The sequence below is a fragment of the Acinetobacter sp. CIP 64.7 genome, assembly GCF_000369745.1.
Lineage (GTDB): Bacteria > Pseudomonadota > Gammaproteobacteria > Pseudomonadales > Moraxellaceae > Acinetobacter > Acinetobacter fasciculus.
In genome coordinates, this window is sequence record NZ_KB850177.1 from 220,986 (window position 1) to 246,407 (window position 25,422).

22 protein-coding genes and 5 tRNA genes are annotated in these 25,422 nt (G+C 45.4%); 14 read left to right on the top strand and 13 right to left on the bottom strand.

Annotation, left to right across the window (positions count from 1 at the left end; translation table 11 throughout):
* Window positions 1–60: 60 nt before the first annotated feature.
* On the bottom strand, window positions 61–1,722 hold the full coding sequence (gene recN, locus F890_RS01045; RefSeq protein ID WP_005265506.1) for a DNA repair protein RecN: 1,662 nt from the start codon (window positions 1,720–1,722) through the stop codon (window positions 61–63).
* A gap of 511 nt (window positions 1,723–2,233) precedes the next feature.
* The gene (locus F890_RS01050; protein WP_004729973.1) at window positions 2,234–3,097 is read right to left on the bottom strand and encodes an IS982 family transposase; all 864 of its coding nucleotides are present in this window, start codon (window positions 3,095–3,097) and stop codon (window positions 2,234–2,236) included.
* Window positions 3,098–3,147: 50 nt separating this feature from the next.
* On the opposite strand from F890_RS01050, the gene F890_RS01055 reads away from it, so the two are divergent.
* The 3 genes from F890_RS01055 to F890_RS01065 all read left to right on the top strand — a co-directional run bounded on the left by F890_RS01055 (window position 3,148) and on the right by F890_RS01065 (window position 5,288).
* Entirely contained in the window at window positions 3,148–3,474 is a 327-nt protein-coding gene (locus F890_RS01055) for a pyrimidine/purine nucleoside phosphorylase (RefSeq protein ID WP_005265508.1), read from the top strand.
* Window positions 3,475–3,608: 134 nt separating this feature from the next.
* Complete coding sequence (gene rlmB, locus F890_RS01060) at window positions 3,609–4,358, top strand: 23S rRNA (guanosine(2251)-2'-O)-methyltransferase RlmB (RefSeq protein ID WP_004281091.1); 750 nt, start codon at window positions 3,609–3,611, stop codon at window positions 4,356–4,358.
* 6 nt (window positions 4,359–4,364) lie between these two features.
* Window positions 4,365–5,288: a DMT family transporter gene (locus tag F890_RS01065; protein ID WP_004644926.1), complete on the top strand. Its 924-nt coding sequence runs from the start codon at window positions 4,365–4,367 to the stop codon at window positions 5,286–5,288.
* Window positions 5,289–5,309: 21 nt separating this feature from the next.
* Here F890_RS01065 and coaE read toward each other — a convergent pair whose 3' ends face one another.
* The 4 genes from coaE to pilB are packed head-to-tail and all read right to left on the bottom strand — an operon-like array spanning window position 5,310 to window position 9,741.
* Window positions 5,310–5,909, bottom strand: coding sequence for a dephospho-CoA kinase (gene coaE, locus F890_RS01070; protein ID WP_004281093.1), 600 nt, complete (start codon window positions 5,907–5,909; stop codon window positions 5,310–5,312).
* 1 nt (window position 5,910) lies between these two features.
* Window positions 5,911–6,771 (bottom strand): prepilin peptidase, encoded by an 861-nt coding sequence (locus F890_RS01075; protein WP_004281094.1) that lies wholly within the window; start codon window positions 6,769–6,771, stop codon window positions 5,911–5,913.
* Window positions 6,771–8,000: a type II secretion system F family protein gene (locus F890_RS01080; RefSeq protein ID WP_004281096.1), complete on the bottom strand. Its 1,230-nt coding sequence runs from the start codon at window positions 7,998–8,000 to the stop codon at window positions 6,771–6,773. The genes F890_RS01075 and F890_RS01080 overlap by 1 nt, the downstream gene beginning before the upstream one ends.
* A 31-nt stretch (window positions 8,001–8,031) precedes the next feature.
* Window positions 8,032–9,741, bottom strand: coding sequence for a type IV-A pilus assembly ATPase PilB (gene pilB / locus F890_RS01085; RefSeq protein WP_005265509.1), 1,710 nt, complete (start codon window positions 9,739–9,741; stop codon window positions 8,032–8,034).
* A 277-nt stretch (window positions 9,742–10,018) separates the two neighbouring features.
* Here pilB and tpiA point away from each other — a divergent pair, with 277 nt between their 5' ends.
* The 11 genes from tpiA (at window position 10,019) to F890_RS01140 (ending at window position 17,278) form a co-directional block, all read left to right on the top strand.
* Window positions 10,019–10,810, top strand: a complete 792-nt coding sequence (gene tpiA / locus F890_RS01090) for a triose-phosphate isomerase (RefSeq protein ID WP_004281100.1) — start codon at window positions 10,019–10,021, stop codon at window positions 10,808–10,810.
* A 13-nt stretch (window positions 10,811–10,823) separates the two neighbouring features.
* On the top strand, window positions 10,824–11,153 hold the full coding sequence (secG, locus tag F890_RS01095) for a preprotein translocase subunit SecG (RefSeq protein ID WP_004281101.1): 330 nt from the start codon (window positions 10,824–10,826) through the stop codon (window positions 11,151–11,153).
* Window positions 11,154–11,206: 53 nt separating this feature from the next.
* Window positions 11,207–11,291 (top strand) — tRNA-Leu (locus tag F890_RS01100).
* 54 nt (window positions 11,292–11,345) lie between these two features.
* Window positions 11,346–11,422 (top strand) — tRNA-Met (locus F890_RS01105).
* A gap of 80 nt (window positions 11,423–11,502) precedes the next feature.
* Window positions 11,503–11,579 (top strand) — tRNA-Met (locus F890_RS01110).
* A 67-nt stretch (window positions 11,580–11,646) separates the two neighbouring features.
* Window positions 11,647–11,723 (top strand) — tRNA-Met (locus F890_RS01115).
* 88 nt (window positions 11,724–11,811) lie between these two features.
* A tRNA-Met gene (locus tag F890_RS01120) sits at window positions 11,812–11,888 on the top strand.
* 223 nt (window positions 11,889–12,111) lie between these two features.
* Window positions 12,112–12,636 (top strand): ribosome maturation factor RimP, encoded by a 525-nt coding sequence (gene rimP / locus F890_RS01125; protein ID WP_004281103.1) that lies wholly within the window; start codon window positions 12,112–12,114, stop codon window positions 12,634–12,636.
* Window positions 12,637–12,670: 34 nt separating this feature from the next.
* Complete coding sequence (gene nusA / locus F890_RS01130) at window positions 12,671–14,155, top strand: transcription termination factor NusA (RefSeq protein ID WP_004281105.1); 1,485 nt, start codon at window positions 12,671–12,673, stop codon at window positions 14,153–14,155.
* Between the two features lie 10 nt (window positions 14,156–14,165).
* A complete protein-coding gene (gene infB, locus F890_RS01135) occupies window positions 14,166–16,874 on the top strand; it encodes a translation initiation factor IF-2 (RefSeq protein WP_004281106.1) in 2,709 nt (902 codons plus the stop codon).
* Window positions 16,874–17,278 carry a ribosome-binding factor A gene (locus F890_RS01140; RefSeq protein WP_004281108.1) on the top strand — a complete coding sequence of 135 codons (405 nt, stop codon included), beginning with the start codon at window positions 16,874–16,876 and terminating at the stop codon, window positions 17,276–17,278. Before infB ends, F890_RS01140 begins: the two co-directional genes overlap by 1 nt.
* 87 nt (window positions 17,279–17,365) lie before the next feature.
* Here the strand turns inward: F890_RS01140 and F890_RS01145 are convergent, their stop codons facing one another.
* From F890_RS01145 to F890_RS01175, 7 genes are all read right to left on the bottom strand, one after another.
* Window positions 17,366–17,767, bottom strand: coding sequence for a Na+/H+ antiporter subunit G (locus F890_RS01145; protein WP_004281110.1), 402 nt, complete (start codon window positions 17,765–17,767; stop codon window positions 17,366–17,368).
* Between the two features lie 10 nt (window positions 17,768–17,777).
* A complete protein-coding gene (locus tag F890_RS01150; RefSeq protein ID WP_004281111.1) occupies window positions 17,778–18,053 on the bottom strand; it encodes a monovalent cation/H+ antiporter subunit F in 276 nt (91 codons plus the stop codon).
* Entirely contained in the window at window positions 18,050–18,568 is a 519-nt protein-coding gene (locus tag F890_RS01155) for a Na+/H+ antiporter subunit E (RefSeq protein WP_004281112.1), read from the bottom strand. The genes F890_RS01150 and F890_RS01155 overlap by 4 nt, the downstream gene beginning before the upstream one ends.
* The gene (locus tag F890_RS01160; protein ID WP_004281113.1) at window positions 18,568–20,376 is read right to left on the bottom strand and encodes a monovalent cation/H+ antiporter subunit D; all 1,809 of its coding nucleotides are present in this window, start codon (window positions 20,374–20,376) and stop codon (window positions 18,568–18,570) included. Before F890_RS01160 ends, F890_RS01155 begins: the two co-directional genes overlap by 1 nt.
* Entirely contained in the window at window positions 20,376–20,741 is a 366-nt protein-coding gene (locus tag F890_RS01165; protein ID WP_004281114.1) for a Na+/H+ antiporter subunit C, read from the bottom strand. Before F890_RS01165 ends, F890_RS01160 begins: the two co-directional genes overlap by 1 nt.
* Before the next feature lie 4 nt (window positions 20,742–20,745).
* A complete protein-coding gene (locus F890_RS01170; RefSeq protein ID WP_005101423.1) occupies window positions 20,746–23,583 on the bottom strand; it encodes a monovalent cation/H+ antiporter subunit A in 2,838 nt (945 codons plus the stop codon).
* Window positions 23,584–24,019: 436 nt separating this feature from the next.
* Complete coding sequence (locus F890_RS01175; protein ID WP_005263922.1) at window positions 24,020–25,402, bottom strand: ATP-binding protein; 1,383 nt, start codon at window positions 25,400–25,402, stop codon at window positions 24,020–24,022.
* Window positions 25,403–25,422: the final 20 nt, after the last annotated feature.

Below are 25,422 nucleotides of genomic sequence, written 5' to 3' on the forward strand. Positions count from 1 at the left end.
TAGCTACGTTACTAGAGCTTCTTGGATTCACCAAATTTTATTTGTCCAGATTGTAAATATTTAAGCCTGCTGAAATTTCAGCTGACGTAACTGACGGGCATGTTGCAAGGTGGTTTCACTAATCTCTACACCACCTGTCATTCTTGCAAGCTCCTGAATTATTTCATTTTCTTCAAGATTGATAATCGTGCTGCTGGCAGGATCAGTCTGCTGTTTTTTCACCAGTAGGTGCTGATCAGATTGTGCTGCAACCTGCGCCTGATGGGTAATACACAGAATCTGTACATGTTGGGCCAGATCGGCCAGTAAACGCCCGACAATCTCTGCGGTACCACCACTGATCCCGACATCAATTTCATCAAAGACCAGCACTTCCGCTTCGGTTTTTTCCGCATTCATGACTTGCATCACCAACGCAATACGCGAAAGCTCACCACCTGATGCAACCCGGGCCAAAGGCTGTGCCGGAATGCCTTTATTGGCAGTAAAAAGTAGCTGGATAAAGCTCAGGCCTTCGCTAGATGGATGTTCCAGAGGCTCAAACTTAAACTCAAAATGTGCTTCAGGCAGTGCCAGCTGTTTGACCTGCTCAGTGAGCTGCTTGGCCAAAGGTGCTGCGGCTTCACGGCGAATCTGATCCAGATGTTGGGCTTTATCCATAAATTCCTGATAAGACACTGCTACCTGTTCAGCCAGTGTTTCCGGATCTTCCAGTTGATGTAACTGTTCCAGTTCACTTTGCCAGGCTTCATATTCTTCTTTCAGTAATTCTGGCTGGGTACGATATTTACGTGCCAGACGATGGAAGATTTCTAAAGTTGAATTCAGTACTTCCATGCGTTCAGGATCAAAACTCTGCCGATCCATAAACTGGCGTAAATTCGCTGCTGCATCTTCAAGTTCGCTTTGAGCATTCAGTAGGGAAGTATAAATCCCGGAAAGCTGTTCACTGCGTCCGGCATGCGACTCAACCCGACGCATAATTGATGCCAGTTCCTGAGTGATATTCTGTTCAGCTTCATCCAGCACATTCAGGCTATAGACACAGTCCTGCATAATGGCTTCATGATGCGAGAGCCGATCAAATTCCTGTTCAATTTCAGGATAATCCGTCTGAACAATTTCTTCCAGTTCTTCGAGTTGCAGCTCAAGGGTTTCCAGAAGCTGCTTGCGTGTCGCTTGTGCATCCAAAGCTGCCTGATGCTGGCGAATATTTTTTTGCCAAGTGCTATACGCATCACGTACTGCTTGAGCCGGCGCATAAAAATGATAATAACGATCCAGCCAGTGCTTCGGATAAGGCGGTTCCAGAAGTTGCTGCTGACTATGCTGGCTATAGAGTTGTACCAGTAAACGCCCAATTTCTTTCAGTTCAGACAGGCTGCTCGGACGTCCATTGATCCAGGCCTTGCTGCGGCCGGTAGCAAAAATCACCCGGCGTAAATGAATTTCACCTGATTCGTCATCCAGCTCATGTTCTTTTAACCATGCGGCTTCAGGACTGTGTTCCTGATAGCTGAAACTGGCAGTGACATCGGCTTTTTCTGAGCCATAACGTACATAATTGGTATCGGTTCGCTCACCCAAACAGGCAGACAATGCATCCAGTAAGAGGGATTTACCTGCACCGGTTTCACCGGTTAAAACGTTAAAACCTTTATCAATATCAATAGCAAGATGTTCAGCTAAAGCAAAATTGATCAGAGTTAAATGTGTCAGCATAAACGCATCCGGGCTGCGAAAAGTTTGATTGAAATAGCCTGATGTCGGATTGGGGTCGCAACATGGCTGTGATTATTATAAATCAGGACGAATCAATTTCATTCTATCTTAAATTTTAGCGATTTATATATGCTTATTTCACTGTATTTTCGCAAGAAGCTGACTCAGAAGTCCGTTAATGCACTGCTGATTTTCATATTTTTGACATCCCCAATCTTTAAATTAAAGATTCAATTGAGCCTGTTTTTAAAAGAGCGCGTGCAGATCGAAACTTAAGTTTATCTATCAGCAAAATACAGGCCAAAACATGCTGTAAATAGAAGGGGTTCAGGTGATACAGAATATTTGATCGACGCCGACAAACTTCGATTGATTAGTTGAGGGTGCACATTTAAACTACAGCAATCAAAATATTACAAAATGCTTTATCTGGAGAAATCGCATGTCAGCTCAGTTTGATCATGTATCTGTACTTAAAAAATCTAATGTAACCTGAGTTCGATGAAATATTTTAGCTTTTTAGCAAGTTTTGGAAAGTTGGCTTATTTGGATTTAAGCAATAAGCCACTATAGCAGCCATAATATTCACCATAAAGTTATTCACCGAACGATGACGTGAATGGTCAATTTGATGTAAGTTTTTTAACTGATCATTCACTGTTTCGATCAATCCTCTTCTGCAAAGCAATTGTTTTTCTTCTTCAGTTTGGATGGGTTTATTTTTCATATTCTTGCGTGACGGGGTTAATAGTCTGAGCCCCCTTGCTGCTAAAGCTTCAGTTTTTGCTTTACTCAGATAGCCTTTATCGCCCAGTAAAATACCTTTTAACTCTTGGGTTAAAGATTCAAGTACAGCAACATCATGAACACTTCCCGATGTAATCTTGAGATTAATAATTTCACCCAAGTTGTTGATAACAATATGGACTTTAAATCCATAAAACCAACCTGTGCTACTTTTACCACGACCAGCTAAGCCTTTAAATACACGATGTCTTTTAATTCTAAGATTATGGCAAACGACCAATTTAGTCGAATCAATAATACAAATTCCGGTATCTTCTCCTTTAACTTGATGGAAGAAACTACTCAAAGCTTGCAAACAACGCGGCATAATTTCAATAAAACGATTGTAACTAAGAAGCTTGGGAAAAGCTGATTTCCAAAATGGGATGATCATATGACAATAAAAATATTTGAAAAATCTAAACCCGGATTTATGAAATAAAATGACAATGGTCATGACTTCAGACAAGCTTAAAGCTGACTTTTTCATTGTTGTTTTTTGATCAGAAATTAGAGCTTTCTCTAAAGATTCATTAAACTTTTTGCAGAAATCATCCAAGATACAAAATAATTCGGTAATATAGTCCATGAAAAAGCCTTGCTCTGAAATGTTTTGTCTTCGTAACCAAGATATTACAGATGCTAAGGCTTTTTTTTATTTATTTTTTATGTCGAACTCAGGTTAATGTATATTTCGGCGGGTTGTGTATTAGCCACATTGTACAATTTGAAGACGGGACCAAAAAAACTTTGGGTGTCATTCTGCCATCAGAAAATGCCTTGACCTTTGAAACACATGTTCCTGAGCGTATGGAAATTGTTTCAGGTGAATGCCGTGTTCAGATTGGCGATAGCGAAGAAAGTGAGCTGTTCCGTGCGGGGCAGTCTTTCTATGTGCCGGGCAATAGCCGTTTTAAAATCGAAACCGATGATGTGCTGGACTATGTCTGCCATTTTGAAGGTTAAGTCCAGATTCAAGATCAGTGTAAACCGGGCAAGAAATTTCAGTGCGAATCGGTTAAACTAATCAGCTATAGAAATCCTGTGAAGTCAGCTTTACGGGATTTTTCTTTTGTATATAACTAATCTAGAGGTCGTTCATGGCAAAACCTGAATATTTTTATGGCGTACATTCAGTGGAGTCATTGTTAGAGCTTGAGCCTGAACGTGTCTTGACATTATTCACTCTCAAAGGACGCGATGATCAGCGTTTAAAGCGTGTACTGGAACTGGCTGAACCGTTTGGGATCAGTGTGCAGCAAGCCAGCCGTGACAAACTGGAGAAACTGGCCGGGCAACCGTTTCATCAGGGGGTCGTAGCCGCAGTTCGTGCTCATCCAACCCTGAATGAAAAAGATCTTGAATCCTTGTTGAGTGCGAATCCTCAAGCGTTGTTATTGGCCCTCGATCATATTACCGATCCGCATAATCTCGGTGCCTGTATCCGTACAGCCGCTGCAATGGGCGTTGAGGCAGTGATTGCGCCACGTGATCGTTCTGCAACGTTAACCCCGACTGCACGTAAAGTGGCTGCAGGTGGTGCGGACAAAGTCAAATTCATTCAGGTCACCAATCTGGCGCGTACTTTGGGTCAAATCAAAGAAGATTTTAATGTTCGTGTTGTCGGAACTATGCTGGATGAAAAAGCGCTGCCGATTCAAAATTTTGATTTTACCGGTACTGGCGTCTGTATCGTGATGGGTGCGGAAGATACTGGCCTACGTCCAATTACGCAAAGCCAATGTGATCAGACCGTGTATATTCCGATGGCAGGTAATCTGCAAAGTCTGAATGTCAGTGTGGCTACAGGCATGGCGCTGTATGAAGCCTGCCGTCAACGTAACCTTTAATTGATGATGGCATTGTCAGACCGTACCCAAGGCTATGTTTTTTTAGTTGTTACCATGTGCATCTGGGGCGGTTTTACTTTAACAGCCCGCCTGAATGCGCTGTGGCAGATCAGTGCTTGGGATATTGTGGCCTTGCGTTTTTCTTTGGCCTTCCTGATTCTGATGCCGATCTTGCTTTATCGTAAAGAGGCCGCTTTTTTACTGAAAAAAGAGCCTTTTATTTTAGCTATGATTGGCGGGGTGATTTATTGCCTGTTTGCCTATAGTGCTTTTCACTACGCACCTACCGCCCATGCTGCAATTTTCTTGAATGGCTGTATTCCGATCTGTACCGCGATCATGGCTTTTTTTCTGATGGGGCAGGCTTTTGATAAACATACCTGGGCCAGCCTGATCATTATGATCGTCGTACTATGTCTCATGAGTATGCTGATGTATCGGGAAACTGGTGTAGCCTTTGGGGCAGGGGACGGGCTGTTTTTTATCAGTGCCATACTTTGGGCGATTTTTACTGTTTTATTGCGTAAATATCAGCTAACTGCATGGCAGGCAATGTGTGGTGTCGCGATCTGGTCGGCAGTGATATATGTGCCGATTTATCTGCTATTTTTACCGAAAAATTTGAGTGTGCCTGAACCCAAGCATTTACTGTTTCAGACCATTTTTCACGGCATATTTGTGGTGATTATTGCTACTTTAAGCTATGTAGAAGCCATCAAGCGTCTTGGTGCATTTAAGGCAGGCAGTATTACCAATCTTGCACCTTTTATTGCGGCAATTCTGGCTGTACCTTTATTAAATGAAACTTTAAGTCTGGCCATGGTGTGTGGCCTGATGGGTATGGCCGTCGGGGCCTTACAGCCGTGGCGCTGGTTACAGCATCAGGACAGTCTGAGCCGAAAATTAGCAGAACAAAAAAAGCAGTCTTAATCAGACTGCTTTTTTTATGCTTCAGCTGGCTGCCATGTTTAAATATTTTTGATGTAATGGTCTGAGATGAGCATAGAGATGATCCAGATGACCATCATTTAGGACAATATCATCGGCCATGGTCTGCTTTTGTTCGCGGGACATTTGGGCGGCAATGATATTGCGAATTTGTTCGATATTCTGGCCATCACGTTGTGAGGCCCGCTCAATTTGCAGTTCGATGGTGGCATCAATCAGTAAGGTATGCTGAGTGAGTTCGTGCTGATTGGTTTCAAATAAAAGTGGTGAAACCAGAATGGCATAGGGACTTTGCGCAGCATGTAGTTGCTGGATAATGGAAGTGCGAATTGCCGGATGGGTAATACTTTCCAGGGTCTTGCGTGCTTCAGGAGACTGGAAGATATATTCACGCAAGGCACGACGATTCAGTGAGCCATCGGCAAGCAGTACCCAATCGCCAAAAGCCTGCTGGATCTGGGTAAGTGCAGGCTGCCCAATTTCGACCACTTCACGCGCTACCACATCGGCATCGACTACCGTGATCCCTTGTGCTTCAAACCACTGACTGGCAGCAGACTTGCCACTGCCAATCCCGCCGGTTAATCCGAGTATAAATTTCACTTTATTGACCTAAATACACTTTCATAATCTGCTCGCCCCACAAAAAAGCAATCCAGCCGGCAATCGCGATATAGGGACCAAAGGCAAAAGGCTGATTTTCCTTGCGGACTTTCAGTAGGATAATCCCGATAATCGCACCAACCAGAGAAGACAGCAGCACAATTAAAGGCAGTAATAAAGGCCCCATCCAGGCACCCAGGGCGGCAAGCAATTTAAAATCGCCATAGCCCATACCTTCCTTGCCGGTAACGATTTTAAATGCATAATACACCACCCACAGACACAGGAAACCAATAATATAGCCCCAGATGGCAGCACCGGGTAAGGTATAAAGTGCATAACTATTTACCCCCAAACCTAGCGCGGCCAAGGGTAAAGTATAACGGTCAGGCAGTAACTGGGTGTCAAAATCAATAAAAGTGAGTGCGATCAGCACATAAGTCAGGATCAGGCCAAACAGCATTTGTAGGGTAGGGCCAAATACTGCTACGACAAGGAGTGCACAAACTGCCGTCAGAATTTCAACCAAAGGATAACGGATGCTGATCGGATTCTGGCAGTTGCTACATTTTCCGCGCAGGACCAGCCAGCTAATGACGGGAATATTCTGGTACCAGCGGATTGGCTGATGACACTTGGGGCAAGCTGAAGCGGGTTTGCTTAAACTTAACTTAGTTTCATCAATCACCGGCTGTTCCGGATGCAGGAACATCTGGCAATCAGTACGCCATTCCTGTTCCATCATCTTGGGAGTGCGGTAAATCACGACATTCAGAAAGCTGCCGATACATAAACTAAAAAGCCCAACTGCGATATACAACGCCGTTGGGTTTTGAATAAAATATTGAAGAAAATCGTGCATTAAACCACAGAACCCATTTGGAAAATTGGAAGGTACATGGCAATCACCAGACCACCGACAAGCACACCGAGAACAGCCATAATGAGCGGTTCCATCATCGAGGTTAAGCCGTCAACTGCATTGTCGACTTCATTTTCATAATGTGTGGCTACTTTGTCTAGCATGGCATCTAGTGCACCAGATTCTTCACCAATCGCGACCATTTGTACTGCCATGGATGGGAATTTGTTGGTCACGCGCATGGCAAACTGTAGTTGTTGACCTGTGGCGACATCTTCACGGATTTTCATCACGGCATCTTCATACACGACGTTATTGGTAGCGCCGGCAGTGGATTCCAGTGCATCAATCAAGGGAACACCAGCTGCGAAAGTCGTGGCCAAAGTGCGGCTATAACGTGCAATAATCGCTTTATACACCAGGTCACCAAAAATCGGGGCTTTGAGTGCGGCCTTATCCAGAAAATCGCGGAATTTCTTGCTGCGTTTTTTCGCTTCAAGAAAAGCGGTAATCACGGCCCCAATGGCGATAATCAGCAGGAACCAATACTTTTGCATCCATTCCGACATATTGACCACCATTTTGGTAAAAGCCGGTAAGTCCGCACCAAATGAAGAGAATAAATCCTGGAAAACCGGGACCACTTTGACCATCAGAATGATGGTAACAATTAGGGCGACTACAACCACCGCAGCAGGATATTTCATGGCTTTTTTGATTTTTTGCTTGAGTAGTTCGCTTTTTTCTTTGTAAATCGCAACGCGATCTAGCATGGTTTCTAAAGCACCAGATTGTTCACCAGATTCGACCAGTGAACAGAATAGGTTGTCGAAATATTGTGGATATTTGCGCAGTGCTCCGGCAAAAGTATTACCGCCTTCAACCTCACCTTTAATTCCTAGTACAACTTCACGCATCGCCGGATTTTCCAGACCTTCTGCGACAATTTCAAAGCCTTGTACCAGTGGTACCCCGGCTTTCATCATGGTCGCCAACTGTCGGGTAAAAATTGTAATATCCAGTGTTGAGACTTTTTTCTTCATCAAGCCTTCAAGGATATTTTTTTTCTTTTCCCGAATGGTCTTGATGCTGATGCCTTGTTTCCGAAGGGTGACCTTGGCCAGAGCCATATTTTTTGCTGGCAATTCCCCCTTGATCTTTGCCCCTTTACGATCAATTCCTTCATAGCTGAAGATCGGCATCATCTGGCCTTTCTTTACTGCTGCCATACCTTTATCCTTATTTTAGATCAGCGCCCGATCATTCGCTGGTGACACGATTGACTTCCTGTAAAGAAGTCACCCCCTGCATCACCTTGATTAAACCTGACCGGCGTAAATTGTTAAAACCTGCACGTGCGGAAGCATCTGCAATTTCAAGTGCATTGCCGTCCTCCATAATAATTCTGGAAATTTCGGGTGTTACTTTCATAACTTCATAAATACCTACACGACCCTTATAGCCTTCACGACATTCATTGCAGCCCACCGGTTCATAAATTTGGAACTCAGGTTGCTGCAAGTCGGTTTCGGTAAAGCCCATCTCCAGTAAGCTTTGTTGCGGAATATCTGCAGGTTTCTTGCATTGTGAACACAAACGACGCGCCAACCGTTGTGCAATGACCAGGTTTACTGAAGTGGCAATATTGAAAGAGGGCACCCCCATGTTTCGTAAACGGGTCAAGGTCTCAGGCGCACTATTGGTATGCAAGGTCGACATCACCATATGACCGGTCTGCGCCGCTTTAATCGCAATCTCGGCAGTTTCCAGATCCCGGATCTCACCGACCATTACGATGTCCGGGTCTTGACGTAAGAAGGACTTCAGTGCGGCAGAGAAGGTAAGACCAACTTTATTGTTGACGTTGACTTGATTAATGCCTTGTAAGTTAATCTCGACCGGATCTTCCGCTGTCGAAATATTGGTATCTTCACGATTGAGGATATTCAGACCGGTATACAGTGAAACGGTTTTACCGGAACCTGTTGGACCAGTGATCAGGAGCATGCCTTGCGGTTTGTCCAGCGCTTGCATAAAAAGGTCTTTTTGTTCCGGTTCATAACCTAGTGCATCAGTTCCCAACATCGCGCTGGAGGGATCCAGAATTCGCAGTACCAGCTTCTCACCAAACAGGGTAGGGAGAGAGTTGACACGGAAATCAATGGCTTTATTTTTAGAAAGTTTTAATTTAATACGACCATCTTGCGGTACCCGTTTTTCAGAAATGTCCATTTGCGACATGACTTTAAGACGCGAAGACAAGCGATTTGCCAGCTGTAGTGGTGGTGTTGCAATCTGGCGTAATACCCCATCTACCCGGTAACGTACCCGATAGATTTTTTCATAAGGTTCAAAATGTAAGTCTGAAGCCCCCATACGGATCGCATCAATTAGTAATTTATTAATATATTTGACAATCGGTGCTTCTTCACCCTTGTTACTGTCATCCTCTTCTTTATTCGGATCAGCAGATTCGACATCAACATCCAGATCAAAGTCTTCATCGAATTCAAAGGTACTTTCTTCGGTAAAATTCTGCTCGATCAGTTTTTCAAGTTTATTGTGTTCAACAATAATGGTTTCAATATTGAGTTTGGTGGAAAAGCGGACTGCATCAATCGCTTCGATATTGGTCGGGTTACTGGTCGCAACATATAAAATACTGGAATTTCTAAAAATCGGCAGAATGCGATGCTTGGTAATCAGCTTTTCATCAATCGCATCCCGAAGAATTTGAGCAGGATCATAGGCACTGATATCAAACAGCGGTTCGCCAAATTCGACTGAAATCGTTTCAGCAATGACGGTTGGAGAAAGTTGCTGCTGGTTAATTAACTCAGCCACAATATCGATTTTTTCTTGTTTGGCATGCGCTAATGCACTGCGCATATCTTCAGCCGAGATGACGCCTTCCTCGACCAAACGACGAATAAATCCGGTAAATCTTGGCGACCCCTGTAATGCTGTCATGCTATAAATGCCTACTCATCAAATTCTTTTAATTGCTATACTAAAATTATACGTTTGTTACGTAAAAATACCATAGCCAAGAGTGCTGCTAGCTTCCTCATCTCCAGTAAAAGCATGAACTGGTTGGAAGAAGTCCCCATTTTTTTAAGTGATAACAAAAAATAACCATTTTGGATAGTCTAAACTGAGAAGGAGTGATAAGAAAACTATTCTTTTAATTTTCCAATTCCGTGTAGAATGTGCCCAATTCAAAATATGTAAATGAAATAGGTTAATTATGTCGGTTTCGACGATTACCCCTTGGGTGATAGGTAACTGGAAAATGAATCCGGTGCAGGCAGATGCATTGAGCTTGGTGCGTGGTATTAAGAATTTGCTGGAAACTGCGCCAATTGCCGAAGATCAATGTCATTTAGGTGTGGCACCGATTGCCATTGCCTTAAGCCAGATTCAGGCAGAGCTGTCATCTGCGGTTCGTCCGATTTATACCGTAGCACAAGATGTTTCACGTATTTCTGGAACAGGTCCCTACACTGGTGAAGTCAGTGCTGAATTGTTGGCCGATAGTCAAATTCACTATGTACTAGTGGGTCATTCTGAACGCCGTGAAATATTTGCGGAAAATGCTGATATTTTAAATGCGAAAATCAAGAATGCCTTAAGTGCCGGTTTGACCGTGATTTATTGCGTTGGTGAAAGCCTGGAACAACGTGAAGCAGGGCAGGCAGAAGCTGTAGTGCTACAACAGATTTGTGATATTGCTGCTGTGGTTGAAGCTGAGCAATGGAAAAATATCGTGATTGCCTATGAACCGATCTGGGCAATTGGAACTGGTAAAACTGCTTCTCCTGAAGATGCACAGGCCATGCATGCACAAATCCGTCAAGGTTTAAGCCAGATCACTGGTTATGGCGCGACGATGGCGATTTTATATGGTGGTAGTGTCAAGCCGGAAAATGCAGTAGAGTTAGCAGCCTGCCCAGATATCAACGGGGCATTGGTCGGTGGTGCATCACTCAATGCTGAGTCGTTCCATAAAATTGCTCATGCATTTGCAAATACACAATAATTAGGAGTTCAGCATGCAAACTTTTGTGCTGGTAGTACATATTATCTTAGCTGTTTTGATGATTGTCTTGATTTTGGTTCAGCATGGTAAAGGTGCAGATGCTGGTGCCTCTTTCGGTGGCGGTGGTGCAGCGACAGTATTCGGAGCATCGGGTTCGGGTAATTTCATGACCCGTTTGACTGCAATTTTTACTGCACTGTTTTTCGTAACCAGTCTGACTTTGGCGATTTTAGCCAAGCAACAAACCTCGAATGCCTATAGTTTGGGATCGGTTCAGTCTGCGCCGACCACACCTGTACAATCGAATGAAACTTCACCAACTGCACCAGAAACGACCGAATAGTTTTAATTAATCCTTTCTTTTTTTCAGTGATACGACTAGAATGCGTCACAGCTGCGGTGGTGGTGGAATTGGTAGACACGCTACCTTGAGGTGGTAGTGCTTTCGGGCGTGGGGGTTCAAGTCCCCCCTTCCGCACCAACTTATAATCCAGAAATTTAAGTTGGTGTATGCAGCTGAAAAAACTTCTGTTGATGCGGGATGGAGCAGTCTGGTAGCTCGTCGGGCTCATAACCCGAAGGTCGTTGGTTCAAATCCAGCTCCCGCTACCAATCAATCCTTTTTAAAGGCGCAAACTTTCAAGAGGCAGCTTAAACAGGTTTTAAGTTGAGAAAATTAATTTGCATGTTGTTGCGGGATGGAGCAGTCTGGTAGCTCGTCGGGCTCATAACCCGAAGGTCGTTGGTTCAAATCCAGCTCCCGCTACCAATCTTTTAAAGATGCAAACTTTAAAAGCAGTTTAAGTTTTTTAAACTGAATGTTATTTGTACGCTGATGCGGGATGGAGCAGTCTGGTAGCTCGTCGGGCTCATAACCCGAAGGTCGTTGGTTCAAATCCAGCTCCCGCTACCACTTTTTCAGCGACAGATGACAAATATGCAGAATGATGTGGTTTTGATTGAAAAGTTCTCATCTTTTGTATATAATTTTTGCACGTTGATGCGGGATGGAGCAGTCTGGTAGCTCGTCGGGCTCATAACCCGAAGGTCGTTGGTTCAAATCCAGCTCCCGCTACCAAGTTTCTAAAAAGAGGCTCACAACAAGGTGGGCCTTTTTGCACAGTGGGATTTGAAAAAATCTTAAATTGTGCATTAATTGGGGCGATTTACGCCCTTTTTTATTGGCTATCGTGTAGTGTCGACATTATTTGGTCAAATCTCCATGTTTCACTACTACTATAGTTTGTATTGGTTTGTAGTGGTCAAATAGATCATAAAATCGCACCAGATGACGAGAGTAAATGAAGCTATCAAATAAAACTCAAGCACTTCAGGACTTGATTGCACCAGCAGTTGAAGCCTGTAATGTAAACCTTTGGGGGATTGAATTCCTGCCACAGGGTAAATGTTCGTTATTACGTATCTACATCGACAAGCCAGTCGATGAGAGCGTTGCACCAGCAATCAATGAAGATGGTGAAGAAGAGCAGGGGCGTGGTATTGGCGTTCAGGATTGTGTGCGTGTCACGCAGCAAGTGGGTGCAATGCTGGATGTTCATGATCCGATCTCGGGTGAATATTCACTTGAAGTATCTTCGCCAGGCTGGGACCGTCCATTCTTCCAGCTCGAGCAGATGTCAGGCTATATCGGTCATACCGTAGCACTACGTTTGATCAGTGCGGTAGATAACCGTCGTAAATTCCAGGCCAAACTGGTTGCTGTCGATCTTGAAAATGAAATGATTCAGGTTGAAGTAGAAAAGCAACAGGTATTGGAGATCGACAGTCACAATATCGATAAAGCAAATTTGGTCTTCCAAGATTAATTTAATAAATAAAAATTTAACGAATAGGTGACGTATGGCACGTGAAATTCTGACCGTCGTTGAAACGGTTAGTAACGAAAAAGGTGTACCTCGTGAAGCGATCTTTGAAGCGCTTGAGCAAGCTTTAGTTGCTGCGACAAAGAAAAAATTCTACGAAGGAACACATTCGGAAGAAGCACGTTTACGTGTGGAAATCGATCGTAAAACAGGTGACTATCGTACTTTCCGTCAGTGGGAAGTGGTTGCAGACGAAGACCATGAAATGCCAGCTTGTCAGGATGCCATCTCTGATGTTGATCCGGCAAAATGGTCGATTGGCGACATTCGTGAGCTTGAAGTTGAATCGATTGACTTCGGTCGTATTGCAGCGCAAATTGCCAAGCAAGTGATCGTACAGAAGATCCGTGAAGCAGAACGTGCACTCGTAGCCGATGCTTACGAATCTAAAGTCGGCGAGCTGATCTACGGTGAAGTGAAAAAACAAACCAAAGACGGCTTTATCATTGACCTAGGTGACAATGCTGAAGCGTATCTTGCTCGCGAAGAAATGATTCCGAAAGAAATCCTTCGTCCGAAGCAACGCGTGAATGCGATTCTATTCAATGTCAACCGTGAAGGTCGTGGTGCGCAGTTACAACTGTCACGTGCTAAACCGGATATGCTGATTGCATTGATGAAGAAAGAAATTCCTGAGATTTCTGAAGAAATTATTGAAATTAAAGCGGCGGCTCGCCAACCAGGCGTTCGTGCTAAAATTGCAGTGAAAACCAATGACCACCGTATTGACCCGGTGGGTGCTTGTATTGGTATGCGTGGTACCCGTATTCAAGCTGTACAGCAAGAGCTCAATGGCGAGCGTATTGATGTGGTAGTTTGGTCGGATGATCCTGCGCAATATATCGCAAGTGCATTGGAACCAGCAGATGTATCGAGTATTGTCATCGATGAAGATGCACGTACTGCAGATATCATTTTCGCAACCAGCGATCAGTTGGCACGTGCGATTGGTTCACAAGGTCAGAACGTTCGTCTGGCATCTGAATTGACTGGCTACAAGCTGGACATGATGCTGGAAGAGGAATACTACGCCCGTCAACAAAACGAAGCGCAACAATATTTAGACATGTTTGTTACCCGTCTGGATATCGCGGAAGATTTGGCGATGGCATTGGTAGAAATGGGCTTCACCTCGCTTGAAGAAATTGCTTATGTTCCTGCAGAAACGTTTGATGAAATCGAACTGGATGCGGAACTGGTTGAACTACTGCAAAGCCGTGCGAAAGAAATTGCACTTGCTGATGCATTACAACAGCAAGAGAACATACAAGCGCCAAGTGAAGAACTTGTTGCAATGGAAGGCATGACAGTAGAGATCGCGCAAGCGCTAGCAGCTCGTGGTGTGGTAACAGTGGATGATTTAGCAGATCAGGCGACTGACGATATCGAAGATATTGAAGGTTTGGGTGCTGAGAAAGCAGGTCAACTCATTATGAAAGCGCGCGAATCATGGTTTAACTAGGAGGTAGTATATGACGGACAAGTCGATTAAAGAGTTAGCCCTCAATGTGGGTAGTCCAGTTGAGAAGCTCCTAGAGCAGGTTCGTGAGGCAGGTTTACCACAGCGTAAAGCTGACGATATTATTACCACCGAACAACAAGATAGCTTGATGAGCCATGTGAAAAAGTCACAGGGTTCAGAAAGCCAAGCAGGGCAAATCACGTTGAAACGTAAAACGACTAGTACGGCTAAAGTAGCCAGTACTTCAGGTAAGGCGAAAACGATTAATGTAGAAGTTCGCAAGAAGCATACATTTGTTAAGCCGGATCCAGAGCAGATCAAAGCAGAAGCATTGGCGAAAGCCAAGGCTGAGCAACAGGCCAAAGCTGCGCCTGAGCAGAATACAGCACAAGCTGCTTCTGCTGAAGCTCCAAAAACTGGCGTAAATAACGCGAATAAAGCTCTAGAAGCGATGCGTGCTGCTGCAAAGCAAACCAGCGACAAGCAAGAAGTTTCTAAAGCTGCAGTTGTGGTAAAACGCAAATCAACCAACAAGCCGATTGTGAAGCAAGTTGTTAAACCAACTGAAACCGCTGAACAGAAAAAGGCACGTGAAGCAGAAGCAGCAAAATTAAAAGCTGTTGAAGAAGCAGCACGTCGTAAAGCGGCTGAAGAAGCGCAGCAACGTACGCTTGAACAAATGCGTCAAATGGCGTCTAAGTACACCGCGGAAGATACTGCTGCAACGATTCGTGTTGTTGATGATTCTCCTCTGGCTGCCGGTCTTGTTGGTCAGGCATATGAAGACTCATTTGCGAAAGAAGACCGCGAAATCAAACGTGGTACGAATACGCCGAGCGCGCGTGCACCGAAAAAAGGTGGTCGTCGTGGTCAGGAAGAGCAAAGCTTCAGCAAACAGCCTAAGCGCGGTTTAAAAACCAGTCAAGGCAACAAGCACGGCTTCGAAAAACCTGTGAAAAAACAGGTTTACGATGTTGAAATCGGTGAAACGATTGTCGTTGCTGACTTAGCTGCGAAAATGGCAGTTAAGGTTCGTGAAGTGATTAAATCACTCATGAAAATGGGTGAATTGGTTACTCAGAACCAGGCGATTGATCAAGAAATTGCTGCACTTGTTGTGGAAGAAATGGGCCATAATCCGGTACTGGTTTCTGATACACAAGCTGAAGATAACTTGCTTGAAGCAGCTGAAGAAGCACGTGGTGCGCAATCTACGCGTGCGCCTGTTGTTACCATTATGGGTCACGTTGACCATGGTAAAACATCGCTGCTTGACCGTATTCGTCGTGCAAAAGTGGCTGCTGGCGAAGCGGGCGGTATCACACAGCATATCGGTGCTTACCATGTAACTACTGATAAAGGTATGATTACATTCCTTGATACTCCGGGACACGCAGCATTTACTGCAATGCGTTCACGTGGTGCGAAAGCAACAGATATCGTGGTTCTGGTTGTTGCAGCAGATGATGGTGTAATGCCACAAACTGCAGAAGCAATTGACCATGCACGTGCTGCAGGTACACCAATCATTGTTGCAATCAACAAGATGGATAAAGAATCTGCTGATCCAGATCGCGTATTGAATGAATTGACTGTGAAAGAAATCGTGCCAGAACAATGGGGTGGTGACGTTCCAGTGGCAATGGTTTCTGCACATACTGGTCAAGGCATTGATGAACTTCTTGATATTATTTCGATTCAAGCTGAACTTCTAGAGCTTAAGGCATCTGAAGAAGGTGCTGCACAAGGTGTCGTAATTGAAGCACGCGTAGATAACAGCCGTGGTGCAGTAACATCTATTCTGGTTCAAAACGGTACATTGAAAGTAGGTGATCTTGTTCTTGCCGGTTCATCTTATGGTCGCGTTCGTGCGATGACGGATGAAAATGGTCAGCGTATCAAATCTGCAGGTCCTTCGATTCCAGTGGAAATTCTGGGTCTTCCAGAAGCGCCAATGGCAGGTGACGAAGTTCTTGTGGTCAGCGATGAGAAGAAAGCACGTGAAGTTGCCGATGCGCGTATGGATCGTGAACGTCAAAAACGTCTTGAGCGTCAATCTGCAATGCGTCTTGAAAACATCATGGCGTCTATGGGCAAGAAAGATGTGCCTATCGTAAATGTTGTGTTGAAAACTGACGTACGCGGTACCTTGGAAGCCTTGCATGTAGCACTTGCTGAGCTTGCGACTGATGAAGTTAAAGTACGTATCATCGGTTCTGGTGTAGGTGCGATCACTGAGTCTGACGTGACACTGGCTGAATCTTCAGAAGCAGTTCTACTCGGCTTTAACGTACGTGCGGACAACGCTGCGCGTCAAAAAGCAGATGCAGACAGTATCGACATTCGTTACTACTCAATCATCTATCAATTGATTGATGATGTGAAAGCAGCAATGAGCGGTAAGCTTGCACCAGAACATCGTGAAACGATTCTGGGTGTTGCACAAGTACGTGAAGTATTCCACTCAAGTAAGTTTGGTGCGGCTGCGGGCTGTATGGTACTTGAAGGCGTATTGCATCGTAACAAACCGATTCGCGTATTACGTGATGATGTGGTTGTGTTCCAGGGCGAGCTTGAATCTCTTCGTCGCTACAAAGAAGTGGTTGAAGAAGTTCGTGCCGGTATGGAATGTGGTCTTGCGGTGAAAGGCTATAAAGACATCAAAGCACTTGATAAGATCGAAGTGTACGATGTTCAACTGATTAAACGGAGTCTTTAATGGCGGGTAGTCAACGTCTGAAGCGTATGGCGGATACAGTACAACGCGAGTTGTCAGAACTGATCCGTCAGGAGCTGAAAGATCCACGCTTAGGTGGTCTCGTGACCATCTCTGCGGTGAAGGTGAGCCCAGACCTGGGATATGCGGAAGTTTATGTCACTGTGATGGGACGTGAACTTGGCGATGAGCAAAGCCAAGAAGCCAATAAAGAAACTTTGGATGTGTTGAACAAAGCATCTGGTTTCTTGCGCCATGAGCTGAGTCGTCGTATCAAAACCCGTATTACGCCTCGTCTACGTTTCCATTATGATAAGACCAATGCATATGGTAACTATATGTTTGGTCTGATCGCTGAAGCAGTGAAGGACTTACCTGAAGCTGAAGCAAAAAAAGATGATGAATAAGTCTTAGGACTAAAAAAGCTACCTTCGGGTGGCTTTTTTTATCTCTAGATTTTTTTAGATTTAAAAGAACTTGAATTGCTTGCTCAATTAATCGAAATCATCATTACGATTGATTTTCTTTTCATAAAAGGTACGACGGCGTGAGCGCTGCCAAGGCAGAGGGCGTTCCAGCGTTTCCGGAACCTCGCCACTCAAAGAGCGTAAACGCAAATGTAATGCAGCCTGTGCCATCAGATTGGCAGATACCGGTGCGGTAATGAAGGCGAACAGGGTGATGAGCACTTCAGCAAAACCGAAACGGCCATATATGGCCGAGAACAGAATTGAGGCCATCAAAAAGCTGCCCAGGCCCAAAGTACTGGATTTGGTCGGGGCGTGCAGACGCATAAACAGATCGGGCAGACGGACCATACCGATCCCGCCGACCAACATAAAGAAAGCACCAATCAATAAAAAAATCGACACCAGTATTTCTAAAATTAAGGACATTTAAAAACTCCTAGTCGATCACATGGCCAGTGGTGAAATAACGTGCCAAGGCTGTAGTCGAAACAAAGCCAAGCATCGCAACCAGTAAGGCCCCTTCAAACAGGAAGCTGCTACTCCAGTAAATCCCTAAAATGACAATCAGACAGGTGGCATTCAGGAACAGGGTGTCGAGTGCCAACAGACGATCCACGATAGAAGGGCCAGTGATGAGTCGGATCAGGCAGAGTAACATCGAGACAGTGATAGCACCTAGGCAAATCATTAATGCATAAGGCAGAATAGTCATGCTTTTTCTCCTGTCTGTGCGCTGAAAATTTCAATCAGAGGCTGTTCGTAGCGCTGTTTGATTGTTTCGATTTCTGCTGCTTCATCCTCTGTGCTTAAGGCATGAACCAGAATATCACCACGATCCTGATCAATGCCTGCAGATACTGTACCGGGCGTTGTGGTAATGATCATTGCCAGCAAGGCATTGACTTCCTCATGCTCGGTTTCCAAAGGCACGCGAAACCATTTTGGATGCAGGTTCTTGGTTGGACCAAGTACCAGTTTTGCGACTTTAATATTGGCTACTACAATATCCCAAACCACGACAAAGAAAAGGCGCACGGCAGGAGCCCACTGGATATTCGGGGTATAGTCAATAAAAGGTGCAACCATTTTCGGAATGACAATCGCCAGAACCAGCGCGAAAAGCAATGTTCCAGCTTCCAGATTATGTGCCAGTAGAATCCAGCTTAGCCCAACGATCACAGAAACTAGCGGATGCGGGAACCAACGTTGCAGGAATGATACAGCCATTAAGGTCCCTCCACCGGTTTAAGTTGATTATCATCATATCTGTTTTGTTCAACATACTGCTGATCAATCTGGCGTTGCTTGAATTCAGAAATATTTTCACCTTCCAGAGTGGCTTCCGAAATCGTATAAGGAACCAGATGTGCATTCGGATCGACTGTCTCACCACCGTACTTGGTTTCAGGTAAATAGCTTGGATCAAAAGGTTGCACACTAATAAACTGGCCTTCTGCATCGCGTTTTAACAAGGCAGCTTCATAAACCGGATTATTTTTAATCTGTTCCGCAGTCTGATAATTATATTGATAGATCGGTCCGGCAAACACCACATAGGCAGTCAGGCCAGCAAGCAATAGATAGATTACACGATCATTACGTGCCGGTGCCTTACTTGGTAAAGCTTCATATTTGTGAAAATCTTCAGAATTAAGGTCATCCTCAGGTCTGGTCGAACGCCAGAACAGCACGAAACCAACCCTGGTAAAGGCCAGAATACTGAGGAAGCTTACCAATAAAATGGTCAGGATAATAATCATCTGATAGTCTGAATTGGCAGAAGCCTGCAAAATAAAGACTTTACCGAAGAAACCACTAAACGGTGGCAGGCCTGCCATCATCAAGGCAATGATGAAATAGACAATCGAAACCAGCTTGTTCTGTTTCATCAGTGGCGCGATTTTAAAATGATCCTTAAATTCGCCGCGCTGTGAGGTAATCCAGCCTGACAGGATATAAAAGGCTGCGCCAATCAGGGTACTGTGCACCATATAATACAATGCACCGGCCCAGGCTGCAGTCGTATTCATACCGATTGCTACCAGAATTGTTCCGACTGAAGACAGCACCATAAAGCCGATAAAACGGCGCAGACGTTCTGTGCCGATTGCACAAATCACGCCATAAACCGACGTAATCAGACCAATCACCAGCAGGCAATTCATCAGAATCTGGTGGCTGTATTCATCATCAAAAACAGTTCCATTAATCCGTAAAATTGCATACACCCCGACTTTGGTCATAATGGTAAAGAGTGCTGCCACAGGTGTGGTGGCTACGGCATAGGTTTTGGGTAACCAGAAGCCGAGCGGTAACATCGCTGCTTTAATTCCAAACACGACAAACAGCATTAATCCACCAGCAACCGCCAGCTTGTGCTGATCTTCAGCGAGGGTAGGCATCAAGCGGGCCACATCTGCCATATTCAGACTGCCGACACTGCCATAAATCATCCCGAGTCCAATCAGGAACAGGGCAGAAGCAAACAGGTTGATGGTGACGTAATGGATTCCCAGCTGGAAACGGGCCTTGCCTTGTCCATGTAGCAGTAGTACATAGGATGCCATCAACAATATTTCAAAAAACACGAACAGGTTAAACAGGTCACCGGTCAGGAAGGCACCGGTCAAACCCATGAGCAGGAAATGTACCATGGCATGGAAATAACGCCCACGCATATCCCATTCTTTACTGGCATACCAGAGCACCGGCACTGCAAGGGCATAGGTCAAAACCAGCATCATCGCAGAGAGCTGATCGAGAACCAGTACAATACCAAAAGGTGCGACCCATTCGCCCAGCGTATAAACATTGATCTGACCCTGACTACTGTCTACTAAATAGCTGACAGCAATGATCAGGCCCAAGATACTTGAGACATAGCTGATACCCCGACGCCAGGGCTGACGCCAGTCCGTCGCCAGAGAGCCTGAACCCGGGTTGCCTAAAAGAACCAGGACAAAAGCGGTAAAGGCCGGTAAAAGAATACTGAAAATAGGGGTATGTTGATTCCAGAAATTGAGAAGATCAGTCATTAAGGCTCATCCTCGCGCGGGTCAAGATTTGGTATTTCTTCTTTGGAGTCAACGTGGTCTGTTCCTGATTCGTAGCGGCTACGCAATGCCAGTTGGACAATAAAGGCAGTGGTGGCAAAGCCAATCACGATGGCTGTCAGCACCAGTGCCTGAGGAAGGGGATCGGTCACTTTCGAGGCTTCAGTCAATACTGCAGGCGAATTCATCTGAATTCGGCCCATGGCAAATAAAAACAGGTTGACTGCATAACCAATCATGGCGAGACCCAACACTACCGGGAAGGTACGGGCACGTAGGATCAGATAAATGCCTGTGGCCGTCAGCAGGCCAATCGCAGAGGCTAATAAAAATTCTAAACTGATCATTCTATTATCCTCTTGGTACAGGGCCAGTCATGCTTGAGTGACGTGAATCGCCCAAGACTGAAATCATCAGCATCGTTGCACCCACAACAGTGACATAGACGCCAACATCAAACAGCGCAGCCGAAGCCAAATGCATTTCTCCAATCATTGGCGGAGAGACATAAATATGTGCACTGGTCAGGAATGGACGTGACCAGAACCAGGCTGCGATTCCAGTCAATCCTGCAATCGTTAAGCCGATCCCGATCCAGATTTCATACAGGCGACCGGATTTGGCGCCAAGCAACTGTTCGGTTTTGTCCTGTCCCACTGCGATATATTGAATAATAAGTGCCAGTGAAGTCACTAGTCCGGCAATAAAACCACCGCCCGGCAGGTTATGGCCACGCATAAAGATATACAGGCTGACTACCAGCGCGACCGGCAAAATCCAGGATGCGGTAATACGCAACATCAGCGGGGATGGGTTAAAACGATAGGTCAGGCCCTGGGTCATGGTGGTGCCATGCGCACGCATGCCATCCATCAGGCTGAGTACACCAATCGCTGCAATGCCGAGTACAGTAATTTCGCCGAAGGTATCGAAACCACGGAAATCGACCAGAATTACATTCACGACATTGGTTCCGCCGCCCAGTGGAATCGACTGTTGCAGGAAGAACCATGAAATGGAATTGTGATCACGGGTCATGATCAGCCAGGCAATTGCCGCAATCCCGAGACCGCCGCCCAAGGCAATAATGGCATCACGCCAGCGACGGGTCGGACTCGATTCATACGGTGTTAACTGAGGCAGTAAAGATAAACTCATCAGTAGTAGAACCGTGGTGACCACATCGACCGTAATCTGGGTCAATGCCAGATCGGGCGCCGAGAAGCCGATAAAGACCATGGTGACGACCAGGCCGACTGCACCGCTAATCAGTACCGCTTTAATCCGCTCATGATGGAACCACAGCAGCATCCAGCAGGCAGAGAACAGCAGTAACCACAAGATAATCGCCAGGGCAGGGGCATGGGTCAGCTCGCGTGTACCCGTACCCACTGCATTGCTGAGTAATGGGAACCCCACCAGCCCGACGGTAAAAATTACAATCCACAATAAATAGCTTTGCAATTTGCCATTTTCAGTGGCACGGCGGAAACGGCGTGAATTCAGCAGCAAATTTTTCAAAAACAGGTCGAACAGCACTCGGCCCTGTAAGCGGCCCAGTTTTGGATCCAGGTCGATTTCACGTAAGGCGCCACCTTTGGCGAGAGAAAAGTAAAAGATTATTCCGCCGAGCAGAGAAATCACACTCATCAGAAGGGGCAGGTTGAAACCATGCCAAAGCGCCAGATGAGTGCCTTCAAAGGCAAAATTCTGGGTGGTGGCTTGAGTAGTGCTGTTGACAATTTTTTCCACCAGAAGAGCCGGTAATAGACCGACTAAAATACATAAAATTGCTAACAAAGTGGCCGGTGCGCGCATACCAAAGGCAGGTTCATGTGCATCTTTATTCGGGACCTGCTTGCCTAGCGGACCATCGAAAAAGACTCCATGCACCAGTCGAATGGAATAAGCCACCGCAAAAATCCCGGCCAGTGTCGCGACAATAGCAGAGCCGACCATAAGTGGACCACTTAAACTGGCGACCAGTTCGGTAAAGAACATTTCCTTAGACAGGAAACCATTGGTCAACGGTACACCCGCCATGGATGCTGCCGTGATCATGGTCAGCGTGGCGGTAAATGGCAGTAATTGCCATAGGCCAGACAGTTTACGTAAGTCACGAGTCCCGGATTCATGATCGATGATGCCGGCAATCATAAACAGTGCCGCTTTAAAGGTGGCATGGTTAATAATATGGAAAATCGCTGCTGCAACAGCCAATGGTGAACCAATCCCGAGCAGACACATGATCAGACCTAAATGGCTGATGGTGGAATAGGCGAGCAAGCCTTTCAGGTCTTCCTTAAAAATGGCAAAGAAGGCGGCCATGCACAGGGTAAACAGACCAACAAAGGTCACAATATTATGAAACAGTGCAGCACCGGCAAAGATCGGGAGCAAACGTGCTACCAGGAATAAACCGGCTTTGACCATGGTGGCCGAGTGCAAATAGGCAGAGACCGGTGTCGGTGCAGCCATGGCATTGGGCAACCAGAAGTGAAACGGGAACTGCGCACTTTTGGTAAAGGCGCCGAGTAAAATCAGCAACAAGGTTGGAACAAATAAATGATGGGACTGAATCTGTTCAGTCATCATCAGGATTTGATCAAGCTGATAGGTGCCGGTAATTTGACCGAGCAGGACAAAACCGCCCAGCATCGCCAGACCACCCATTCCGGTAATGGTCAGGGCCATACGTGAGCCACGTTGTGCCGCTTCGTAATTGCTCCAGTAACCTACCAGCAAGAAGGAGGAAATACTGGTTAGTTCCCAGAAAACCAATAAGATAATCAGGTTATTCGACAATGAAATTCCGAGCATCGCCGCCATAAACAGCATCAGCAGGAGATACAGTTTGCTCAGTGAATTTTTTGGATTAAGGTAATAATAGGCATAAATATAAATCAGGGTACCAATTCCGCTGATCAGCAAGGCAAACAGCAGTCCCAGAGAATCCAGGCGAAAACTGAAATCGATGCCGAGCTGGGGCAGCCAGGACCAGGTCTGGGTCATCACTGCGCCGTCAAATATGGCAGGCGCCTGACTCAATAATAATAAGAAACTGCTGAGGCTGACACCAATTGCCCCTAAAGCCGTTACCCCGCGCGAAAATTGCTTCAGCCACGAGACAAGGGTTGTGCCTAATACTAACGGTAACAATATAATAATCGGCAGCACACTCGTATCCATTGTCATGATTTAGGTTTTGACCAACCTAAGGTGAATCTTTATCTTTCAAGGACTACAGAACCACAAGGAGCGACCCAAACTTCTCAATCTTGAAAGCCAAAAGAATATTCAAAAAGAATATAAAACAGTTGTATTGCGCAACTTATAAACGATAGCAAATTCCGATTTTACAATGAAATTCGCAAATAAAACCGATCATATTACAGGATAACAACAACATCAACGTTTTTATGTAGAACTTATAAATTATACGCCGGCTCGGTTTTAACAGGCGCTGCATGCTTAAACAGATCATCCAGAAGTGACCGAAAATTAAGATTAAATTGCAGGCATTGATTGTAAATTTGACTCAAAATAGTTTAATCAGGGCAAAAAGAGAATGCTGAAAAGGCTTCCTTGTTTACTCAAACAGTCGCTCTTATTTTTTTGAATCTGTTTAGAGCGACTGAGGTAGCGTCGGATGATGCTCCTGAGCAAGTAAAGCGAGCAATTCTTGTTGCTGTTCCGGATTTAACTGTTGTTGAATCATTTGCAATACAGCAAGCGGTGTGATGGGTTCGGTGACCGTTTCCAATAAAGTATCTTCGGGCGAGATATCTTTATTTCGCTGCAGTTCCAGCTCTGCGTAGATCTGATCAAACTGGGTTTTCATACTTTCAAGATGAATGGGGTGCAGCTGTTTATTTTCCAGTTTCAGACATTGAAAGGCGTGTGCCTGTTCCAGTAATTCAGGCCGGTTGCCGGTCGCAATAATCTGCAAGTTAGGAAAAGCCTGATGCAGGCGTGACAGGATTACTGCTGCCATCTCCTGATCCAGTTGATGATCAATCGCATCAATCAGTAAAACACCTGTACCTTCCTGACATGGAAATAAACTATTGGGATTCAATAGACAAAGACGCCGCACAATATCACCCACCAGCGCAATCCAGTTGCGGATACTGTTGGGCAGTTGCTGGAAGCTAAAGGTCTGTTGCTGATAGGTTACCATCAGTTGCAGCTTGGGCTGGTATTTTAAATATATCTGGCTGACTTCTGGCATGATCAGCGACAGGGCCTGTTTTAAAGCGGTGAGATTTGGTGCATGCAGATGTGCCTGGGCTTTCTCGATCTGCCGAGCCAGTTCATCTCCGCGACTGTTTTCAGGCTGCTGCAAGGCACGCGCCAAAATCTGGTCCATAATCTTGGCACTTTGCGCATTTTCAATATCACTGATTTCACGAAACCATTCAAAAAAACGAGCAAAGGTGGTGAAAGGAATCGCAGCGATTTCATAAGCATGTGCAGACTGGAGAATGGCCGGGTTATTTTTGCTGAGCAGATTGACTTCATTGGTAAAGCGTTCAGCAGGATAATAGGCAATTAGCGGCAAACCGAGCAGGGGATCGTGCAAGCGGGCTTTGTGATACAGGCTGAGCATGCTTTCAAGCTGTGAGGTTTCTGCTTTGCTAAAACCCAGACCCTGACTGTTTAGGGTCTTGTAGATTTGCCATGAACAGCTTTGTAGGTTCGCAGGCTCAGACTGACTGGATTCTGGCAAGCTGCCCATCTCTTCAGGAAAACCAATCCGGATGTCAATTTTGGATTGCAGCCGGTTTTGCATGATGTCCTGATCTTGCATCACAAGACCGGCAGCACGGCTGTCGCGATAACGGGCTGCAAACCAGGTCAGTGCCTGATAGCTAAAACGTAAAAGCGTAGTTTTGCCAGTTCCCTGATTGCCCAGAATCAAGGTGACCGGGCATTGCGGATAATTAAACTGAAGCTGAATGTCGGAAAAATGCAGGGTATGTTTCAGTTGAAACGCTTGGATGTGCATAGATCACCTGTCCTATGAGG

What these genes read in the sequence shown, in the direction of transcription:
- F890_RS01080 (WP_004281096.1), bottom strand. Translation starts at nt 8,000, where the DNA reads ATGGCAGCAGTAAAGAAAGGCCAGATGATGCCGATCTTCAGCTATGAA.
- secG (WP_004281101.1), top strand. Translation starts at nt 10,824, where the DNA reads ATGCAAACTTTTGTGCTGGTAGTACATATTATCTTAGCTGTTTTGATG.
- F890_RS01160 (WP_004281113.1), bottom strand. Translation starts at nt 20,376, where the DNA reads ATGACTGATCTTCTCAATTTCTGGAATCAACATACCCCTATTTTCAGT.
- nusA (WP_004281105.1), top strand. Translation starts at nt 12,671, where the DNA reads ATGGCACGTGAAATTCTGACCGTCGTTGAAACGGTTAGTAACGAAAAA.
- pilB (WP_005265509.1), bottom strand. Translation starts at nt 9,741, where the DNA reads ATGACAGCATTACAGGGGTCGCCAAGATTTACCGGATTTATTCGTCGT.
- F890_RS01175 (WP_005263922.1), bottom strand. Translation starts at nt 25,402, where the DNA reads ATGCACATCCAAGCGTTTCAACTGAAACATACCCTGCATTTTTCCGAC.
- F890_RS01155 (WP_004281112.1), bottom strand. Translation starts at nt 18,568, where the DNA reads ATGGCTGTATCATTCCTGCAACGTTGGTTCCCGCATCCGCTAGTTTCT.
- rimP (WP_004281103.1), top strand. Translation starts at nt 12,112, where the DNA reads ATGAAGCTATCAAATAAAACTCAAGCACTTCAGGACTTGATTGCACCA.
- rlmB (WP_004281091.1), top strand. Translation starts at nt 3,609, where the DNA reads ATGGCAAAACCTGAATATTTTTATGGCGTACATTCAGTGGAGTCATTG.
- F890_RS01140 (WP_004281108.1), top strand. Translation starts at nt 16,874, where the DNA reads ATGGCGGGTAGTCAACGTCTGAAGCGTATGGCGGATACAGTACAACGC.
- F890_RS01150 (WP_004281111.1), bottom strand. Translation starts at nt 18,053, where the DNA reads ATGACTATTCTGCCTTATGCATTAATGATTTGCCTAGGTGCTATCACT.
- F890_RS01065 (WP_004644926.1), top strand. Translation starts at nt 4,365, where the DNA reads ATGGCATTGTCAGACCGTACCCAAGGCTATGTTTTTTTAGTTGTTACC.
- F890_RS01055 (WP_005265508.1), top strand. Translation starts at nt 3,148, where the DNA reads ATGCTAAGGCTTTTTTTTATTTATTTTTTATGTCGAACTCAGGTTAAT.
- F890_RS01170 (WP_005101423.1), bottom strand. Translation starts at nt 23,583, where the DNA reads ATGGATACGAGTGTGCTGCCGATTATTATATTGTTACCGTTAGTATTA.
- F890_RS01165 (WP_004281114.1), bottom strand. Translation starts at nt 20,741, where the DNA reads ATGATCAGTTTAGAATTTTTATTAGCCTCTGCGATTGGCCTGCTGACG.
- F890_RS01075 (WP_004281094.1), bottom strand. Translation starts at nt 6,771, where the DNA reads ATGCACGATTTTCTTCAATATTTTATTCAAAACCCAACGGCGTTGTAT.
- tpiA (WP_004281100.1), top strand. Translation starts at nt 10,019, where the DNA reads ATGTCGGTTTCGACGATTACCCCTTGGGTGATAGGTAACTGGAAAATG.
- F890_RS01050 (WP_004729973.1), bottom strand. Translation starts at nt 3,097, where the DNA reads ATGGACTATATTACCGAATTATTTTGTATCTTGGATGATTTCTGCAAA.
- recN (WP_005265506.1), bottom strand. Translation starts at nt 1,722, where the DNA reads ATGCTGACACATTTAACTCTGATCAATTTTGCTTTAGCTGAACATCTT.
- infB (WP_004281106.1), top strand. Translation starts at nt 14,166, where the DNA reads ATGACGGACAAGTCGATTAAAGAGTTAGCCCTCAATGTGGGTAGTCCA.
- F890_RS01145 (WP_004281110.1), bottom strand. Translation starts at nt 17,767, where the DNA reads ATGTCCTTAATTTTAGAAATACTGGTGTCGATTTTTTTATTGATTGGT.